15 protein-coding genes, 1 pseudogene and 1 riboswitch are annotated in these 17,649 nt (G+C 70.3%); of the genes and pseudogenes, 9 read left to right on the top strand and 7 right to left on the bottom strand.

All coding sequences use genetic code 11. The features are described 5' to 3' along the window. Positions 1–71: 71 nt before the first annotated feature. Positions 72–1,724, top strand: coding sequence for a diguanylate cyclase CdgB (gene cdgB, locus BFF76_RS20135; protein ID WP_031093410.1), 1,653 nt, complete (start codon positions 72–74; stop codon positions 1,722–1,724). Positions 1,725–1,856: 132 nt separating this feature from the next. Further along, on the top strand, positions 1,857–2,861 hold the full coding sequence (locus BFF76_RS20130; RefSeq protein WP_031093409.1) for a carbohydrate-binding protein: 1,005 nt from the start codon (positions 1,857–1,859) through the stop codon (positions 2,859–2,861). 90 nt (positions 2,862–2,951) lie between these two features. Here the strand turns inward: BFF76_RS20130 and BFF76_RS20125 are convergent, their stop codons facing one another. The 3 genes from BFF76_RS20125 to BFF76_RS20115 form a co-directional block, all read right to left on the bottom strand. Then, positions 2,952–3,884 (bottom strand): 1-phosphofructokinase family hexose kinase, encoded by a 933-nt coding sequence (locus BFF76_RS20125; protein ID WP_065848750.1) that lies wholly within the window; start codon positions 3,882–3,884, stop codon positions 2,952–2,954. Positions 3,885–4,045: 161 nt separating this feature from the next. Then, positions 4,046–5,200: an N-acetylglucosamine-6-phosphate deacetylase gene (gene nagA, locus BFF76_RS20120; protein ID WP_031093402.1), complete on the bottom strand. Its 1,155-nt coding sequence runs from the start codon at positions 5,198–5,200 to the stop codon at positions 4,046–4,048. Next, positions 5,200–6,093, bottom strand: a complete 894-nt coding sequence (locus BFF76_RS20115) for an ROK family protein (RefSeq protein ID WP_244167307.1) — start codon at positions 6,091–6,093, stop codon at positions 5,200–5,202. Before BFF76_RS20115 ends, nagA begins: the two co-directional genes overlap by 1 nt. A 228-nt stretch (positions 6,094–6,321) precedes the next feature. Between BFF76_RS20115 and BFF76_RS20110 the strand changes: the two genes are divergently transcribed. The 3 genes from BFF76_RS20110 (at position 6,322) to otsB (ending at position 8,797) form a co-directional block, all read left to right on the top strand. Continuing rightward, positions 6,322–7,611 (top strand): ABC transporter substrate-binding protein, encoded by a 1,290-nt coding sequence (locus tag BFF76_RS20110; protein WP_031093400.1) that lies wholly within the window; start codon positions 6,322–6,324, stop codon positions 7,609–7,611. Positions 7,612–7,625: 14 nt separating this feature from the next. Further along, a complete protein-coding gene (locus BFF76_RS20105) occupies positions 7,626–7,868 on the top strand; it encodes a DUF3263 domain-containing protein (RefSeq protein ID WP_031093398.1) in 243 nt (80 codons plus the stop codon). Between the two features lie 71 nt (positions 7,869–7,939). Then, positions 7,940–8,797, top strand: coding sequence for a trehalose-phosphatase (otsB, locus tag BFF76_RS20100; RefSeq protein ID WP_031093397.1), 858 nt, complete (start codon positions 7,940–7,942; stop codon positions 8,795–8,797). 48 nt (positions 8,798–8,845) lie between these two features. Here the strand turns inward: otsB and BFF76_RS20095 are convergent, their stop codons facing one another. Both BFF76_RS20095 and BFF76_RS20090 read right to left on the bottom strand, forming a co-directional pair. Continuing rightward, the gene (locus tag BFF76_RS20095) at positions 8,846–10,222 is read right to left on the bottom strand and encodes an alpha,alpha-trehalose-phosphate synthase (UDP-forming) (RefSeq protein WP_031093395.1); all 1,377 of its coding nucleotides are present in this window, start codon (positions 10,220–10,222) and stop codon (positions 8,846–8,848) included. A 70-nt stretch (positions 10,223–10,292) separates the two neighbouring features. Then, the gene (locus BFF76_RS20090) at positions 10,293–11,243 is read right to left on the bottom strand and encodes a glucosyl-3-phosphoglycerate synthase (RefSeq protein ID WP_031093393.1); all 951 of its coding nucleotides are present in this window, start codon (positions 11,241–11,243) and stop codon (positions 10,293–10,295) included. A 153-nt stretch (positions 11,244–11,396) separates the two neighbouring features. Further along, positions 11,397–11,524, top strand: a riboswitch (SAM riboswitch). An 18-nt stretch (positions 11,525–11,542) separates the two neighbouring features. On the opposite strand from BFF76_RS20090, the gene thrC reads away from it, so the two are divergent. The 4 genes from thrC (at position 11,543) to groL (ending at position 15,753) form a co-directional block, all read left to right on the top strand. Beyond that, positions 11,543–12,844 (top strand): threonine synthase, encoded by a 1,302-nt coding sequence (gene thrC, locus BFF76_RS20085; RefSeq protein ID WP_065848748.1) that lies wholly within the window; start codon positions 11,543–11,545, stop codon positions 12,842–12,844. A 28-nt stretch (positions 12,845–12,872) separates the two neighbouring features. Then, entirely contained in the window at positions 12,873–13,148 is a 276-nt protein-coding gene (locus tag BFF76_RS20080; protein WP_031093389.1) for a MoaD/ThiS family protein, read from the top strand. 442 nt (positions 13,149–13,590) lie between these two features. Next, entirely contained in the window at positions 13,591–13,797 is a 207-nt protein-coding gene (locus tag BFF76_RS20075) for a cold-shock protein (RefSeq protein WP_003967346.1), read from the top strand. A 333-nt stretch (positions 13,798–14,130) separates the two neighbouring features. After that, positions 14,131–15,753: a chaperonin GroEL gene (gene groL, locus BFF76_RS20070; RefSeq protein ID WP_053930627.1), complete on the top strand. Its 1,623-nt coding sequence runs from the start codon at positions 14,131–14,133 to the stop codon at positions 15,751–15,753. Positions 15,754–16,297: 544 nt separating this feature from the next. On the opposite strand, the gene BFF76_RS20065 is transcribed toward groL, so the two are convergent. Both BFF76_RS20065 and BFF76_RS20060 read right to left on the bottom strand, forming a co-directional pair. Further along, entirely contained in the window at positions 16,298–16,951 is a 654-nt protein-coding gene (locus tag BFF76_RS20065; RefSeq protein WP_031093384.1) for a response regulator transcription factor, read from the bottom strand. Between the two features lie 92 nt (positions 16,952–17,043). Further along, positions 17,044–17,649, bottom strand: a pseudogene (locus tag BFF76_RS20060) (sensor histidine kinase); the annotation flags it as partial.

Below are 17,649 nucleotides of genomic sequence, written 5' to 3'. Positions count from 1 at the left end.
ACATAGGACACGGTCTAAGTACGTCGATATGAAGCCTGGAGTTGCTGTCGAGGTCTCAGGGAGTGCGAGCGATGGAGGCCGAGTCGGAGCCGTACGTCCGTCTTGCGACCATGCGGCAGTTGCACCAGGCCGTCGCTGATCTCAACACGGCGCGGAGCCTGGCGGACACGCTGCAGTCCGTGGCCGACGGCATCGTCACCGGCCTCGGTTACGAACTGGGCTGCGTCAATCTCGTCCGTCCCGACGGCGACCTCGTCGTCGCCGCCTTCGCCGGCAACAGCGCGGCGGAATCCCTGATCACCGGCCGTGTCGGCTCCCGCGAGTCCTGGGAGCGCAGGCTGTCGATGGGCGAGCCCTGGGACGAGCTCCGGTTCATACCCCACACCGAGGGCTGGGTGCTCCTCGACGACGACGTACCGCAGTGGCACACCGAAGGGCCGGAGCCCCGTTTCGAAGACGAGTGGCACCCCCTGGACCGCCTCTACGCCCCCATGTACGCCTCCGGCGGAGGTCTGGACCTCCTGGGGGTCATCTCGGTCGACAGGCCGCGCAACGGCCGCCGCCCCGGCGCCTGGGGCCGCGAGGCCCTCCAGATGTACGCCTCCCAGGCGGCCATTGCGATCAGTAACGCCCGTCTCAGAGCAAACATGCAGCGCGCCCTCGTCAGGCTGGAACGCGAGCAGCAGGCACTGCGGGCCAGCGAGGAATCCTTCCGCCAGGCGTTCGAGTACGCCCCCAGTGGCATGGCCATCGCCGAGATGGGCGGTGACCAGCACGGCAGGCTGCTGCGCACCAATGACGCGCTCTGCCGGCTCCTGGGGCGTCCCGCGTCCGTCCTGCGCCGCTACTCCTTCGCCGACCTCGTCCACCCCGAGGACATCGGCACCCTGCTCCGCACGTCCGCCGAGGGAGGGCGGGCCGAGCTGCGGCTCGGACGCAGGGACGGCACCTATCTCTGGGTCTCGCTGCGCAACTCCGTCGTCGCCGACACCACCGACGGCCCGCGCTTCCTGCTCACGCACGTCGAGGACATCGAGGAGCGCAAGCGCAACGAGCTGCATCTCGCGCACCGTGCCTCACACGACGCGCTGACCGGGCTGCCCAACAGCGCCGAGCTGCGCTCCCGGCTCGGCGCGCGTCTGTGTGAAAGGCCTCACTCGGTCACCTCCTCCGCGATCGAGGCGCTGGACGCCGCTTACGGCGACGTCGAGAGCTCGGCGCACGGCTACCGGGCGGACGGCTACGAGGGTGAGGTCGCGCCGGGTGTCGGCCCCTACGACCACCATGTGCACATCGTGGCCCCCGACCAGGAGCGGGACGACGGGACCAAGGGGCTCGCGGTGCTGTTCTGCGACCTCGACGGCTTCAAGTCCATCAACGACCGCTTCGGACACCACGCGGGTGACGCGGTTCTCATCGAGGTCGCCCGCCGCCTCACCACCTGCGTACGGGACGGTGACACCGTCGCGCGGCTCGGGGGTGACGAATTCGTCGTCCTCGCGGACGGTCTCGGGGCGGCAGATGCCGCAGATCTGGCCGTACGCTTGCGTAACGCCATCATTCCGCCCATCCGGGTGGACGGCCGGGCAGTCAGGGTCGGGGCGAGTTTCGGTATCGGCTGGGCCGAGTGCGGCATGACCGAGGAAGAGGTCCTGCACTCCGCCGACCAGCGGATGTACGTGGAGAAGCGGTCCCGATCGAAGGTTCATCGCAGAGCCGGCTGACGTTCACGCCCCGGCTGTCCCCGTGCACCGCCCGGTTTTCCGGGGGACCGAGGGCAATTCGGCGCGTGCTCCGTTCGGGGTAGGCTCGGCCGGTCGGCGACGGCTGGCGAAATGGTGAGGAGTGACCCAGGGATGACGGCCGGGAACAACGGCGCGAGCAAGCCCGAGGACGACGATCCGTTCGGCTATCTGTACGAGGACGGCAGGGCGGCGGGCGCACAGCCTCCCGGGCAGGGTGGTTACGGCTACCCCGGTCCGGCAGCGCAGCCCGGCGTGCCCAGAACGTCGTACAACCAGGTGCGGACGGTCGGTGAGCGACAGTACGGGCAGGTCCCGCAGCAGCAGGCATACGGCCAGCAGGCCCCGCCGCAGTACGGCCAGCAGCCCCAGCAGTACGGCCGCCCGAACGCGCAGTACGCGGCACCGGAGACCTATCCCGGCGGCGCCGTCACCGCGCAGCACGGGGCGGTTCCGCACGGTGGCGGTGGCGGCAGGAACGCCGGCCCCGGCCGTGGCGGCCCCAACACGAAGGCGCTCCTGATCGCGGCCGTCGCCGTGGTCGCGGTGGTGCTCGTCGGTATCGGTGCCGCGCTGATGACGGGCGACGACGGCGACACGAAGAAGGACGAGGCAGGTTCGTCCGCGGGCCCGGCCGACGAGGTCGAGGCGTCGCCGAAGCCCGAGAAGTCCACGAAGCCGTCCGAGAAGCCCGTCGAACTGCCCGAGCAGGACGCGGCGACGCTGACGCTCGGCGGCACGGCCTCTCTGGACAACACCGTCAAGGGTGCCAAGAGCGCCAACGGGCAATACATCAGCCTCAACGAGGTCGGCCGGTCGGCCACCTGGACGGTCGACGTTCCGGAGAGCGGTCCGTACACGCTCTTCGTGACGTACGGCGTGCCGGGCAGGGACGCCAAGACGTCGCTCACGGTCAACGACGGGGACCCCCGTTCGATCAACATGGAGAACTTCGCGCACGCCGCGGAGGGTGACCTGGAGAAGGGCTGGACGAGGACGTACGCGTACGTCCAGCTCGACAAGGGGACCAACAAGCTGATGCTGTCGTGCAACGAGGGCGACTCGTGCGACGCCAACCTCGACCAGCTGTCGCTGAAGTCGGGCCAGACCAAGGGCTAGCCTTCCGCCGCCGCTGTCCATTGCCGAGTACCACCGTCGTCCCGGTCATCGCCCCGAGCGAGCCGGGACGCCGTGTTTTCCGGGGGAGGCTCAGGCGGCCGCCGCGTGCTGTTCGACGGTGACGCGCGCCAGCAGGTCCTCGTAGGCGGCGCGGTCGAACTCGCCGGCGGCCGGGGCCAGCACGGTCGCCGTCGACAGGGCCACCGCGCGGGTCAGCCGGTCCTGCCAGCCCAGCCCCTCGGCGAGCGCGGACAGCAGTCCGGCCACGACGGAGTCGCCCGCTCCCGTCGGGTTGCCCCGCACGGCGGACGGGGGTGCGGCGCGCCAGATGCCGTCGGGGGTGACGGCGAGGAGCCCGTCCGGGCCGAGCGAGGTGACGACGCTGCGTGCGCCCCTGCGGCGGGCGTCGTGGGTGGCGCGCAGGGGTTCCCTGGCGCCGGTGAGCTGGGCGAGCTCGTCGGCGTTCGGCTTGACGAGGTCGGGGCGGGCGGCGATGCCGCGGCGCAGGGGTTCGCCGCCGGTGTCGAGGAGAGCGGGTACGCCGCAGGCCCGGGCCAGCCGGATCAGGTCCGCGTACGCGCCGACGTGTACGCCCGGCGGGAGGCTGCCGCAGAGGGCGACGGCGTCGGCTGCCGGGAGCAGTTCCCCGTAGGTCCGCAGGAAGGCCGCCCACTCGTCGGCGCCGATGTGCGGGCCGGGTTCGTTGAGCTGGGTGGTGTCGCCGGTGGAGCGGTCGACGACGGCGATGGTGCGGCGGGTGTTCCCGGCGACCGGGACCAGCGCGTCGGCGGGGCCGTCAGGGAGTGCGCCGAGCAGGTCGCGGAGCACGGCACCGGTGGCGCCGCCCGCGAAGCCGGTGACCACCGCGTCGTGACCCAGTGCGGACAGCACCCGGGCGACGTTGACGCCTTTGCCGCCGGGTCGTTCGGCCACGTCGCCGACGCGGTGGCTGGTGTGCGGGACGAGGGCGGGGACGGCGTAGGTCAGGTCGAGTGCGGTGTTCAGCGTGACGGTCAGTATCACCTGCACCGGCCCCCGGTTCCTTGGTCGTCCGTTTCCCAGCGCGGTTCCCTGCGGCGCTGACCTGGTGATCATGCCAAAGAGGCGGCGGCCGTCCCAGGTCTCCGGGACAACCGCCGTCTCTTCGTTACGTGTTGAACGGGGCGCCGGACGGTGGCGCACCGTCACCCGATACGGGGCTGCACGATCCACTCGCCGCGGCGCATGACGCCCTTGAGCGCGAAGTCCGCGTCCAGGACCACCAGGTCGGCGTCCTTGCCCGGGTCCAGCGAACCGACCCTGTCGTACAGGCCGAGGAGCCGGGCCGGGTTGGCGGAGATGGACCGGACGACGTCGTCGACGGGAATCCTGTCGACCGTGACGGCCCTGCGGAACGCGGTGTCCAGAGTGAGGGTGGAGCCGGCGATCGAGCCGCCCTCCACCAGGCGTGCGACGCCGTCCTTGACCTCGACGGCGAGCGGGCCGAGTTGGTACTGCCCGTCGCCGGCACCGGCCGCGTCCATGGCGTCGGTGATCAGCGCGACCCGGCCGGCGCCCGCGTGGTGGTAGGCGAGCTCCAGGGCGGCGGGGTGCAGGTGCGTACCGTCGTTGATCAGTTCGACCGTGATCCGCTCGTCCTCCAGGAGGGCCGCGATCGGGCCCGGTGCGCGGTGGCCGAGGGCGGGCATCGCGTTGAAGAGGTGCGTGGCGACGGTGGCGCCCGCGTCGATCGCCTCGACGGTCTGCTCGTACGTCGCGTCCGTGTGGCCGACGGCGGCGATCACCCCGTGCTCGGCGAGCAGCCGTACGGACTCGATGCCGCCCGGGAGTTCGGTGGCGAGGGTGACCATCCTGGCGCTGCCCCGGGCCGCGTCGAGCAGCTTGCGGACCTCGGAGGGGTCGGGGTCGCGGAGCAGCGCCTCGCTGTGGGCGCCCTTGCGGCACGGGGAGATGAAGGGGCCCTCGAAGTGGATGCCGGCGAGCTCGCCCTGTTCGACCAGTTCGGAGAGCATGCCGGCCTGGCGGGCCAGGAAGTCCATCTCGCCGGTGACGGTGGAGGCGACGACGGTCGTCGTGCCGTGTTCGCGGTGCGCCCGCGCTCCGGCCAGGACGTCCTCGGCGGTGCCGGTCGCGAAGGACGCGCCGCCGCCGCCGTGGTTGTGGATGTCGACGAAACCGGGGACCACCCAGTGGCCCGAGAGGTCGACGGTCCGGGCGCCCTCGTGCGTGCTGCCGGCGATCCGGGTGCCCTCGACGATCACCCGGCCGTTCTCGACGGTCCCGGTGGGAAGGACCACCCGGGCACCTGCGAGAACCGTGCTGTCTGCGCGTCCGGCCATCAGGCGGATACCTCCGTGGAGAGTAGATCCCAGGCGAGCAGCCCTGCGCCCAGGCATCCGGCGGTGTCCCCGAGGGCCGCCGGGACGATGTGGGGCAGCTTCTGGAACGTGACCCGTTCCTCGACGGCCGCACGCAGTGGTGTGAACAAGGTTTCCCCCGCCTCGGCGAGCCCGCCACCGATGATGAGCGTGCGGGGGTCCAGCAGAGTGAGCGCGGTGACCAGTCCGGCGGCGAGCGCTTCGACGGCGTCCTGCCAGACGCGCAGGGCCACCGGGTCGCCGGAGGCGACCGCCTCCGCACAGTCGGCGGCGTCCGCGTCCGGGTCACCGGACGCGGCGGCCCAGGCCCTGGACACGGCGGCCGCCGAGGCGAGGGTCTCCAGGCAGCCGCGCTGCCCGCAGCCGCATTCCGGGCCGTCCGGGCGGACCACGATGTGCCCGATCTCGCCCGCGCAACCGTGGGCGCCCGCCTCGATGGTGCCCGCGATGCCGATCGCGCCGGCGATGCCGGTGCCCAGCGGCACGAAGAGGAAGCGGTCCGCGCCCCGGCCGGCGCCGATCCGCCCTTCGGCGAGCCCCCCGGTCCGTACGTCGTGGCCGAGCGCGACGGGTATGCCGCCGAGCCGGTCCCCGATCAGTCTCCGCAGGGGCACGTCGCGCCAGCCCAGGTTCGCGGCGTAGACGGCGATCCCGTGTTCCGCGTCGACGATGCCGGGCACGGCGACCCCGGCGGCGACGGCGCCTTCGCCGAGGTGCTTCTCGCCGTAGGCGTACAGATCCGCGGCGAAGCCCAGGATCGTCTCCACGACGGCTTCGGCACCGCGGTCCCGGCCGGTGGCCCGGCGCGCCTCGTGGAGCAGGGCGCCGTCGGCCCCGACCAGAGCGGCCTTCATTCCTGTGCCGCCCACATCGAGGGCGATGACGTGTCTCACGGGAGACAGTTTCGCCCGACGACCCCTAAAAGGTCTAGTCCACTAGCCCGGTTTGTTGAGCACCCATACAAAACGGTCCTGCTAGATTGCCGGATCGGTACACAGGTGGTGTAGACCTCCACGTGGACGTGAGGCAGGTTCGCGGGTTCGTCGCCGGAGTGGTGACGGCCGCGTAGGGCGATGCAAGGGATGGGCAGGGCTGTGCAGCGGCGCTTTGTGGGTCTGACCGCGGCGGTGGCCGCACTCGGTATGACAGTGACGCTGTCGGGGTGCGGTTCGGACACCGGAGACGGGGACGTCACCCTGCGGCTGGTCGCGGCCGACTACGGCACCGGGGCTGAGAACAGCTCCCAGAAGTACTGGGACGACGTCGCCGGGAAGTTCGAGAACGCCAACCCCGGCATCGACGTCGAGGTCAGCGTCTACTCCTGGAAGGACGTCGACCGCAAGGTCGCCGAGATGGTGAAGGCCGGCAACGCCCCCGACATCGCGCAGATCGGGGCGTACGCCGACTACGCCGAGGCGGGCAAGCTCTACGCCGCCGACGACATGATCGCCATTCGCACCGCTTCCAACTTCCTGCCCTCGCTCACCGACGCGGGCGAGGCCGACGGCAGTCTGTACGGTCTCCCGTTCGTAGCGAGCACCCGGCTCCTCTTCTACAACAAGGGGCTGTTCGACAAGGCCGGCCTCGGGGCCCCGCAGACCTGGGACGACATCCAGAGCAACGCCGCCGCGCTGAAGCAGCGCGGTGTGACCTACCCCTTCGCCCTGCCGCTCGGCCAGGAGGAGTCCCAGGCCGAGACCCTGATGTGGATGCTCAGCGGGGGCGGCGGCTACACGGACGAGGTCGGCAACTACGCCATCGACTCCCCGGCCAACGTAGCGGCCTTCCAGTGGCTGAAGAACAACCTCGTGGGCAAGGGCCTCACCGGCCCCGTCGCCCCCGGGAAGCTCGACCGGGCGAAGGCCTTCGACGCGTTCACCAAGGGTGAGGTGGGCATGCTGAACGGCCACCCGACGCTGATGCAGGAGGCCGAGAAGAAGGGCGTCGAGGTCGGCATGGTCCCGCTCCCCGGGATCGAGGGGCCCACCAAGGGCTCGATGGGTGTGGCCGACTGGATGATGGGCTTCAAGCAGAACGGCCACCGGGTGGAGATAGGCAAGTTCCTCGACTTCGCCTACACGGACGACAACGTGCTGGCCTTCGCCGACCAGTACGACCTGCTGCCCGTGACCAGCAGCGCGTCCCTCGCCATGGAGGCCGACAACAAGCACGAGTCGCTGCACGAGTTCCTGTCCGCGCTGCCGAACTCGCAGCTGTATCCGTTCGGCAAGACGTCGTGGGCGCAGGTCAGCGAGACGATCAAGGAGAAGATCGGCTCCGCCGTCGAGCCCGGCGGCAACCCGGAGAGCGTGCTCGTGGACATCGGGTCCCAGGCCCGGCAGGCGGAGAGCGCGGGCCGGGGAAGCAGCTAGGTAGGTTGGTTCATATGACCGCCGACCCCACTGACCCGCTCTCCGCCCAGGAACGCGCGGTGCTGGCCCTGGAGCGGCGCTCCTGGCCGGGCCCCGGCGCGAAGGAACGGGCGGTCCGGGAAGAACTGGGCATCTCGCCGGTCCGTTACTACCAGCTGCTCAACGCGCTCCTGGACGACCGCCGGGCGCTGGAGGAGGACCCGGTCACGGTGAACCGGCTGCGCCGGGTCCGTGAAGCGAGGCGGGGACGCCGCTGAGGACCCGGCCAGGCGCCGGCGGCCGGATCCGGACCACACCACGGACCCCCGGTCACCGATACGCTCGGACCATGGGTAATCCGGCACACCCCCTCCCGACCCCGTCCACCCAGGCCGGCCGCGAAGGCCTCGCCGCACTGCTCGCCCGCCCCGCCCGCGCGGTCGTCGCGCTGGACTTCGACGGCACGCTCGCCGACATCGTCCCGGACCCGGAGCAGTCCCGCGCCCACCCGTCCGTCGTCCCGGCGCTCTCCGCGCTCGCCCCCCGGGTCGCCGCCGTCGCTGTCATCACCGGACGCCCGGCCGACACCGCCGTGCGCTACGGCGGCTTCGCCGGAGCGCCGGGCCTTGACCACCTCGTCGTCCTCGGGCACTACGGCGCCGAACGCTGGGACGCCGTCACCGGGGCGGTGAGCGCCCCCGCCCCGGACCCCGGTGTCGAAGCCGTCCGGGCGGAGCTCCCCGCGGTGCTGGAGGAGATGGGCGCCGGCACGGGCAGCGGCACCTGGATCGAGGAGAAGGGCGGCCGCGCGGTCGCCGTACACACCCGCCGCGCCGCCGACCCGCAGGCCGCTTTCGATGCCCTCCGCGTCCCGCTGTCCGCCCTCGCCGACCGCAACGGACTGATCGTCGAACCGGGCCGCCTGGTGCTGGAGTTGCGGCCGCCGGGCATGGACAAGGGCGTGGCGCTGGAGGAGTACGTGAAGGAGGCCGGCGCCGAGGCGGTGCTCTACGCCGGCGACGACCTCGGCGACCTCGCCGCGTACGCCGCCGTGGAGAAGCTCCGCGCCCGGGGCGTCCCGGGCCTGCTGGTCTGCAGCGGCACCGAGGTCCCCGAACTGGCCGAGCGTGCCGACCTGCTGCTGCCGGGCCCGGCAGCGGTGGCGGAGCTGCTGGGGGACCTGGCCCGGCAGCTCAGCCGGCCCTGAGCGCTGTCCCGTGATCCCTGACGCCCGCCGGGGAGCACGGGGCCCTCCCTAACCCCGCAGCGCGTCCAGCTGGTCCAGGAACCACCGCTGCGGGGGCAGCGCCGTCGCAGCGGCCGCCAGCCGTTTCGAGCGGGCGCCGCGCTCGTCGGGGTCCATCGTGAGCGCCTCGTGCAGCGCCGTCGCCGTCGCCGACACGTCGTACGGGTTGACCACGATGGCGTCCTCGCCCAGCTCCTCGTACGCCCCGGCCTCCCGGGACAGCACCAGCGCGCAGCCGTTGTCCGAGACGACCGGGACCTCCTTGGCGACCAGGTTCATGCCGTCGCGGATCGGATTGACCAGGGCCACGTCCGCCAGCCGGTACGCCGCCAGGGAGCGGGCGAAGTCGTCGTCGACCTGGAGCAGGACAGGGGCCCAGCTCTCCGTGCCGAAGTCCGCGTTGATCCGGTCGGCGACCCGCTGGACCTCCGCCGTGTAGTCGCGGTAGACCGCGAGGTCCTGCCGCGAGGGGTAGGCGAAGGCGATGTGCACCACGCGTTCCCGCCACTCCGGGTGCTCCTCCAGCAGGGCCCGGTAGGAGTGCAGCCCGCGGACGATGTTCTTGGAGAGCTCCGTGCGGTCCACCCGCACGATCGTGCGCCGGTCCGCGCCCACCTGCTCGCGCAGGATCTCCATGCGCTCGTCCACGTCCGCCTCGCGGGAGCGGCGGCGCAGGAAGTCCGCGTCGGCGCCCAGCCCGTGCACACCGATGCGGGTGCGGCCGGTGCCGCCGAGGATCTCCGTGCAGCAGGCGATGAAGGCGTCCGCCCAGCGGCGGGTCAGGAAGGCGGCGCGGTCGGCGCCCAGGATTCCCTTGAGCAACTGCTCGCCGATGTCGTCCGGCAGCAGCCGGAAGTAGTCGACGGGAGCCCAGGGGGTGTGCGAGAAGTGCCCGATCCGCAGGTCGGGGCGCAGCTCGCGCAGTATGCCCGGGACCAGTGAGAGGTGGTAGTCCTGCACGAGTACGGCGGCGCCCTCGCCCGCCTCCTCGGCGAGCGCCTGGGCGAAGGCCCGGTTGTACGCCTCGTAGGAGGCCCACTGCCGGCGGAACTCCGCGTCGAAGACGGGCTCCAGAGGCGTCTGGTAGATCATGTGGTGGACGAACCAGAGCACCGAGTTGGCGATGCCGTTGTACGCGTCGGCGTGGACGTCCGCATCGACGTCGAGCATCCGGACGCCGGGCTCGGACGCCCCGCGCCGGACCGCCTCGCGGTCGCCGTCACTGAGGGCGGCGCACACCCACAGCTTGTCTTCGACGGCGCTGAGGCCGGAGACCAGCCCGCCCCCGCCGCGTTTCGAGTCGAGCGTGCCGTCCTCCCGCAGTGCGTACGACACCGGGCCGCGGTTGGACGCGACGAGGACCTGGGCAGCGTGCTCGGAGACCATGTACCCGAACCTAGCCCGTTCGGGAAGCCGCCAAACGTGAAGCGCGTGTGTGGCCGGGCGCGAGGAACCGTTACGCCGCATTCCGTGACGCGTACTCGGCGATCTCCCGTATCGGCGGCCGCTCCTCGGTGTCCACCGCGTGGGTGCGGGGGACGAAGCCGCCCGGGCCCCGCTCGAACTGGGTGATCTCGGGCCGTACGAGCGGCCCCCGGGACAGCCTCAGCTGCGCCGTGCGGTAGATCGTGGCCGCCATGCGGCCGAGGGCCTGGCCGTCCTGGTGACGGTGTCTGCGTACGCCGACGTCGACCTGCGCCAGCGCGTCCAGGCCGACCGTGTGCAGCGCGTCGACGAGCAGGCCCAGCTCCACCCCGTAGCCGACCGGAAAGGGGAGCCGCTCCAGCAGGGAGCGCCGCACCGCGTACTCGCCGCCCAGCGGCTGCACGAAGCCTGCCAGCCGCGGCCAGTGCAGATTGAGCAGCGGGCGGGCCACGAGTTCGGTCACCCGGCCGCCCTGGCCGGCGGCTTCGCCCAGCGGCCGGTCGTACATGGCCTTGACGAACTGCACCGAGGGATCGGTCAGCAGCGGGCCGACGATCCCGGAGACGAAGTCCGCGGAGAAGTCCTTGAGGTCGGCGTCGACGAAGCAGACGATGTCTCCGCTCGTCACCAGCAGTGACCGCCAGAGGACCTCGCCCTTGCCGGGGAGGGGCGGGATCCGGGGCAGGATCGCGTCGCGGTGCACGACGCGGGCGCCGGCCCGCCGGGCCTCCTCGGCGGTCCTGTCGGTGGATCCGGAGTCGATCACCACCAGTTCGTCGACGAGCTGGACCTTCTCCATCAGCTCGCGGCGGATCTCCGCGACGATCGCGCCGACCGTCGCCTCCTCGTCCAGCGCGGGCAGGACGACGCTCACGCGCGAACGGTGCGGATCCTTCGCCCGCGCGGCGGTGAGCCGGTCGAGCGGGCGGTCGGCAGCAGACCAGGAACGCCTGGTCAGCCAGCGTTCCACCTCTTCCAGCACGGTCGATACTCCCTGTATGTGATCCATCTCGCGGTTCGGACGACTATCTCAACCGTCCACTGCTTCGGTTACAGTCTTGAACAACGCGGATGGCCCTCGCATGTCGGGGTCGGTCCGCGGATAAACGCCCGGATCCATGGTCCGGTGCCATAGCGCTCATCCAGAGGGACTGAGGGAACGGCCCGTTGAAGTCCCGGCAACCCTCCTGCCGACCGCGAGGTCACGGTGGGGAAGGTGCCAATTCCGTCTCGCGGCGAAATACGTCGCGAGGAAGATGAGGAGAAAGGGCCTCCGCCATCATGGCCGTGCAGACAGTTGCAGAGAACACCGATCCTTCCGCCGTGGACCTCGGTCCCGCCGCAGCGCTTTCCTGCCGCGAATGCGGCGAGCGTTTCGAGCTCGGCCCCATTTTCGCCTGCGCGTCCTGTTTCGGGCCGCTCGAAGTGGCGTACGACCTGCCGAGCGGCTCCCCCGAAGAGCTGAAGAAGCGCATCGCCGAGGGACCGGACAACATCTGGCGTTACGCGCCGCTGCTGCCCGTCCCCTCGAACGTCGCGGACAAGCCCAACATCAACCCCGGTTTCACGAAGCTGGTCAAGGCCGACAACCTCGCCCGTGAGCTGGGCGTGACCGGCGGTCTGTACGTCAAGGACGACTCCGGCAACCCGACGCACTCCTTCAAGGACCGTGTCGTCGCCATCGCCGTCGAGGCCGCCCGCGCCTTCGGATTCACCACCCTCTCCTGCTCCTCCACCGGCAACCTCGCCGGTGCGGTGGGTGCCGCCGCCGCCCGCGCCGGCTTCCGCTCCTGCGTGTTCATCCCGCACGACCTGGAGCAGGGCAAGGTCGTCATGGCCGCGGTGTACGGCGGTGAACTGGTCGGCATCGAGGGCAATTACGACGACGTCAACCGCTTCTGCTCGGAGCTCATCGGCGACCCGCTCGGCGAGGGCTGGGGCTTCGTCAACGTCAACCTGCGGCCGTACTACGGCGAGGGCTCCAAGACCCTGGCGTACGAGATCTGCGAGCAGCTCGGCTGGCGGCTGCCCGACCAGCTCGTCATCCCGATCGCGTCCGGCTCGCAGCTCACGAAGATCGACAAGGGGCTGCAGGAGCTGATCAAGCTCGGCCTCGTCGAGGACAAGCCGTACAAGATCTTCGGTGCCCAGGCCGAGGGCTGCTCCCCGGTCTCCACCGCCTTCAAGGCCGGCCACGACGTCGTGCGCCCGCAGAAGCCGAACACCATCGCCAAGTCCCTGGCGATCGGCAACCCGGCCGACGGCCCGTACGTCCTGGACATCGCCCGGCGCACCGGCGGTGCGGTGGAGGACGTCAACGACGAGCAGGTCGTCGACGCGATCAAGCTGCTGGCCCGCACCGAGGGCATCTTCGCGGAGACCGCGGGCGGGGTGACGGTCGGTGTGACGAAGAAGCTGATCGACGCCGGTCTGCTCGACCCGGCCCTGACCACCGTCGTCCTGAACACCGGTGACGGACTGAAGACGCTCGACGCGGTCGCGCCCACGACCGGCCTGTCGGCGACGATCCGGCCCAGCCTGGACGCGTTCCGCGACGCGGGCCTCGCCGCCGCCGCCAACTGACCACCCGAGACCGAAGGAAGGCACGCACATGAGCGTCAAGGTCCGTATCCCCACCATCCTCCGCACCTACACGGGCGGTCAGGCCGAGGTCCCGGCGGAAGGGGCGGTCCTCTCCGAGGTCATCGCTTCCCTGGAGCAGAACCACCCGGGCATCGCGGCCCGCGTCCTGGACGACCAGGGCAAACTGCGCCGCTTCGTCAACGTGTACGTCAATGACGACGACGTGCGCTTCGAGGGCGGTCTGGACGCGGTCACCCCGGACGGCGCCGGCGTCTCGATCATCCCGGCCGTCGCCGGAGGCTGACCACCGCACGGTCACGGGCCCGGCTGCCCGGCCGCACAGCGTGAACGGAATGGCCCTCTCCGCAAGAGAAGCGGAGGGGGTCATTCCCCATGGTTGAGCGCGGTACAGTTGGGGAAGTCCCCGCACCTTCCCTTGCCGCCCGCATATGAGAATGCGCCCGGCCGCGGCAAGAAGTAGCCAAAGTGCGTGAGTCCCTTGCGGCATAAGTGGCCTTTGTCGGGCCCGACTTGCCCTGCAATCCTCTGACTTCACCCCTTGCGTACGGTCGCCTGTGCCCAGAATTCTCGTCCGATTGACCTGTTGCAGAGGGCAGTTGGGCAGATACATTCGGCCGCGGTCGACGCGTTCCGGCGCACGCCACCCTCTCCTGTCGGAGGGTGAGTTCTGACCCGGGTCCGCGAAGTGCGGTCTCGTGCAAGGGCCAGTAATAGGGGAGTTAGGCATGGCTCAGGGCACCGTCAAGTGGTTCAACGCGGAGAAGGGGTACGGCTTCATCGCGGTCGACGGTGGTGCGGATGTTTTCGTCCACTACAGCGCGATCCAGATGGACGGGTACCGCACCCTCGAAGAGGGTCAGCGAGTTGAATTCGAGATCTCGCAGGGCCAGAAGGGGCCGCAGGCGGACATGGTCAAGCTCGCCGTCGGCTGAGCTCGGCGCGGTCGGCCAACGACACTACTCACGCACGTGAGGCCCGTACCCCCGCAGGGGTGCGGGCCTCACGTGCGTCCCCGTTTCCTCCGCCCGCGGCCCGCCGTGATCCCCATGCGGTTGTCCACATCCGGAGGGGGACGCTTGCACTCGCAGGGGTCGAGTGCTAATCATTGGCGTTAGCACTCTCCAGGTGAGAGTGACAGAAACTTGGACCGGGCCGGTGAGGCCCGCAGGCTCCGTGGGGCAAGGAACCACAGAGCACGCTGGCCGTCCGTCGCGGGCGCCTCTCGGTCCGGAGAAATCCACCCCTGTCCGGGAGGACCACTTCACATGGCCAAGATCATCGCGTTCGACGAGGAGGCACGGCGCGGTCTCGAGCGCGGGATGAACCAGCTCGCCGACGCCGTCAAGGTCACCCTCGGCCCCAAGGGCCGTAACGTCGTCCTCGAGAAGAAGTGGGGCGCGCCCACGATCACCAACGATGGTGTTTCCATCGCCAAGGAGATCGAGCTCGAGGACCCGTACGAGAAGATCGGTGCGGAGCTGGTCAAGGAGGTCGCCAAGAAGACGGACGACGTCGCCGGCGACGGTACGACCACCGCCACCGTTCTCGCCCAGGCACTCGTCCGCGAGGGCCTGCGCAACGTCGCCGCGGGTGCCAACCCGATGGCTCTGAAGCGTGGCATCGAGAAGGCCGTCGAGGCCGTCTCCGCCGCTCTGCTGGAGCAGGCGAAGGACGTGGAGACCAAGGAGCAGATCGCTTCGACGGCCTCCATCTCCGCTGCCGACACCGAGATCGGCGCCAAGATCGCCGAGGCTATGGACAAGGTCGGCAAGGAAGGCGTCATCACCGTCGAGGAGTCCCAGACCTTCGGTCTGGAGCTCGAGCTCACCGAGGGTATGCGCTTCGACAAGGGCTACATCTCGGCGTACTTCGCCACCGACATGGAGCGTATGGAGACGTCGTTCGACGACCCGTACATCCTGATCGTCAACTCCAAGATCAGCAACGTGAAGGACCTCCTTCCGCTGCTCGAGAAGGTCATGCAGTCGGGCAAGCCCCTGCTGATCATCGCGGAGGACGTCGAGGGCGAGGCTCTGTCGACCCTGGTCGTCAACAAGATCCGTGGCACCTTCAAGTCCGTCGCCGTCAAGGCTCCGGGCTTCGGTGACCGCCGCAAGGCCATGCTCGGCGACATCGCCATCCTCACCGGTGGCACCGTCATCTCCGAGGAGGTCGGTCTCAAGCTGGAGAACGCCGGCCTGGACCTGCTCGGCAGCGCCCGCAAGATCGTCATCACCAAGGACGAGACGACGATCGTCGACGGTGGCGGTGACAGCGACCAGGTCCAGGGCCGCGTCAAGCAGATCCGTGCCGAGATCGAGAACTCCGACTCGGACTACGACCGCGAGAAGCTCCAGGAGCGCCTCGCGAAGCTGGCCGGCGGCGTGGCCGTCATCAAGGCCGGCGCCGCCACCGAGGTGGAGCTCAAGGAGCGCAAGCACCGCATCGAGGACGCGGTGCGCAACGCCAAGGCCGCCGTCGAGGAGGGCATCGTCGCCGGTGGTGGCGTGGCTCTGCTCCAGGCCTCGGCCGTCTTCGAGAAGCTCGACCTGACCGGTGACGAGGCCACGGGCGCCAACGCCGTGAAGCTCGCGCTGGAGGCCCCGCTCAAGCAGATTGCCGTCAACGGTGGTCTCGAGGGTGGCGTCATCGTCGAGAAGGTGCGCAACCTGCCGATCGGTCACGGCCTCAACGCCGCGACCGGCGAGTACGTCGACATGATCGCCGAGGGCATCATCGACCCGGCGAAGGTCACGCGCTCCGCTCTGCAGAACGCCGCGTCCATCGCCGCGCTCTTCCTCACCACCGAGGCCGTCATCGCCGACAAGCCGGAGAAGGCCTCCGCGGCCGCTCCGGGCGGCATGCCGGGCGGTGACATGGACTTCTGATCCTCGGATCAGCAGCTCCAGGCGGTACCCGCAGTATCCGTACGACGCCGGCCCCCGGGATTCCTTCCCGGGGGCCGGCGCCGTCGTGCGGGGCGAGTGTTCCGGCGTGCTGGAGCGGCGCGGCGAGGGCTCAGGTTTCACGGCAGGCCCCGCACCGGGCTCGTAAATGGACCTGCGGCCGCACCGCTCGTCACAGCTCGTCAGCGGGAGTGGACCGCCTCAGCTGAGGGCCCGCAGCACCAGCCGGACAGCTCCTTTTGCTCCCAGCCATATCCACTCGAACAGTCCTGCCGGCACGGCCAGGTCGGCGGCCTCGGCCGCGGCCTCCCGGCGCGACCCCGGACTGCACCGAGAGCAGGAACGGGACCAACGGCGCTTCTCTGCACCGCACTTCTTGCACATCGTCATGACCTCACTCGTCTCTGCCGGTTCGGCACGCTGAAGCATCGCGACGTTCCGTCGCGGGCTGGTCGCATTGGGTCAACATGGGTGGGAGTGGGGAAGGTGAGCGGTCGGGAAAGCGGGTGCTGCCTGTGCGCCTCGGTCAGGTGCCGAGGCCGGCGTCCCGCGCCAGCAGTGCGGCCTGCACCCTGTTCTCGCATTCCAGCTTGGCGAGGATGCGGCTCACGTACGTCTTGACCGTGGCCTCGCTCATGTGGATCCGCTGACCGGCGTCCGCGTTGGACAGCCCCTCGCCCAGGAGGGCGAGGACGTCCCGTTCGCGGTCCGTCAGCTTCTCCAGCCGGCGGCGGGCGTTCTCCGCGCGGTGTGTGGCCCCGCCGGAGGCCAGCGAGTCCACGACATGCCGGGTGGCGCCCGGCGACAGGTACGCTTCCCCGGCCGCTGCCGCCCGTACGGCGCGCATCAGTTCCGCGGGCGCCGAGTCCTTCAGCAGGAAGCCCGCGCTTCCCTCGCTCAGGGCGCGCAGCACGTTGTGCCGTTCCCCGAACGTCGTCAGTATCAGCACCCGCACCTCGGGGGCGGTCCGGCGCAGCTCGGCCAGGGCCGTCAGCCCGTCCATCACCGGCATCTGGATGTCCAGCAGTGCCACGTCGATCCGCTGGGAGCGGACGAGTTCCACCGCCTCGCGGCCGTTCGCCGCCTCCGCGACGACGTCGATGTCGTCGGCCGAGGCGAGGATCATCCTGATGCCCGCCCGGATGAGCGGCTCGTCATCGGTCACAAGAACCCTGATCACGACTCTCCCGAGCGGTCCTGAGCGGTCATACCTGCGGACATCCGGCCATCATCCCCGATCCGGTGCCCGGCCTGGCGCCCGGGCGGGTGCCCTCAGCCCGTCTCGAAGGACTTCTTCTCGATCAGCTTGCCGTCCTTGAAGCAGAACCGGAACACCGGTTCCGCGTCCAGATCGCTGCCGAACTCCGTGGAGAGGAGCGTGAGACACGTCGACCCCTTGGGCTCGGGCGGCGCTCCCTTGCCCATCTCGCTGTTGAGGAACGAGTCGCCGCTCGGCAGTTGCTCACGGACCTCCGACTCGGACTGACCGACCGTCACGGCTTCGTACTGCTTGGGCTCGATCATGGCCGAGTCCGCCTCACGCATGAGGAAGATCCCCCCGACGATCGTCGCGATCACCAGCAGTACGACGACGAGCGCCGCGACTCCGCAGCCGATGGCTATGCCGTTGCCCCTCTTGGTCCTGCTCATGGTCCTGGCCAACTCCTTCGGGAAACCGTTCCAGTCGGTGACCGGATCACTTTCACCTGCGGAGCCCTTCGCGCGCTGCGCCCGAAAGTCGTTCGTCGGCGCGACGAACGTCGCCATGACATCACCGGGCGGCGGGCTCGGGAAGCCGTCCCCCGGCGAGGTGTACGGCAGGACGCCGGCCAGCCGGAAGCCGCCGTCCGCCGTGGGACCGGCGTGCACCATGCCGCC

The organism is Streptomyces mutomycini (assembly GCF_001700505.1).
GTDB classification, from domain to species: domain Bacteria; phylum Actinomycetota; class Actinomycetes; order Streptomycetales; family Streptomycetaceae; genus Streptomyces; species Streptomyces mutomycini.
Note: the sequence above shows the minus strand (reverse complement) of the source record. Positions and strands in the feature narration are given on the sequence as shown.

What these genes read in the sequence shown, in the direction of transcription:
- BFF76_RS20130 (WP_031093409.1), top strand. Translation starts at nt 1,857, where the DNA reads ATGACGGCCGGGAACAACGGCGCGAGCAAGCCCGAGGACGACGATCCG.
- BFF76_RS20115 (WP_244167307.1), bottom strand. Translation starts at nt 6,093, where the DNA reads ATGAAGGCCGCTCTGGTCGGGGCCGACGGCGCCCTGCTCCACGAGGCG.
- thrC (WP_065848748.1), top strand. Translation starts at nt 11,543, where the DNA reads ATGGCCGTGCAGACAGTTGCAGAGAACACCGATCCTTCCGCCGTGGAC.
- nagA (WP_031093402.1), bottom strand. Translation starts at nt 5,200, where the DNA reads ATGGCCGGACGCGCAGACAGCACGGTTCTCGCAGGTGCCCGGGTGGTC.
- BFF76_RS20080 (WP_031093389.1), top strand. Translation starts at nt 12,873, where the DNA reads ATGAGCGTCAAGGTCCGTATCCCCACCATCCTCCGCACCTACACGGGC.
- cdgB (WP_031093410.1), top strand. Translation starts at nt 72, where the DNA reads ATGGAGGCCGAGTCGGAGCCGTACGTCCGTCTTGCGACCATGCGGCAG.
- BFF76_RS20110 (WP_031093400.1), top strand. Translation starts at nt 6,322, where the DNA reads ATGGGCAGGGCTGTGCAGCGGCGCTTTGTGGGTCTGACCGCGGCGGTG.
- otsB (WP_031093397.1), top strand. Translation starts at nt 7,940, where the DNA reads ATGGGTAATCCGGCACACCCCCTCCCGACCCCGTCCACCCAGGCCGGC.
- groL (WP_053930627.1), top strand. Translation starts at nt 14,131, where the DNA reads ATGGCCAAGATCATCGCGTTCGACGAGGAGGCACGGCGCGGTCTCGAG.
- BFF76_RS20095 (WP_031093395.1), bottom strand. Translation starts at nt 10,222, where the DNA reads ATGGTCTCCGAGCACGCTGCCCAGGTCCTCGTCGCGTCCAACCGCGGC.
- BFF76_RS20105 (WP_031093398.1), top strand. Translation starts at nt 7,626, where the DNA reads ATGACCGCCGACCCCACTGACCCGCTCTCCGCCCAGGAACGCGCGGTG.
- BFF76_RS20075 (WP_003967346.1), top strand. Translation starts at nt 13,591, where the DNA reads ATGGCTCAGGGCACCGTCAAGTGGTTCAACGCGGAGAAGGGGTACGGC.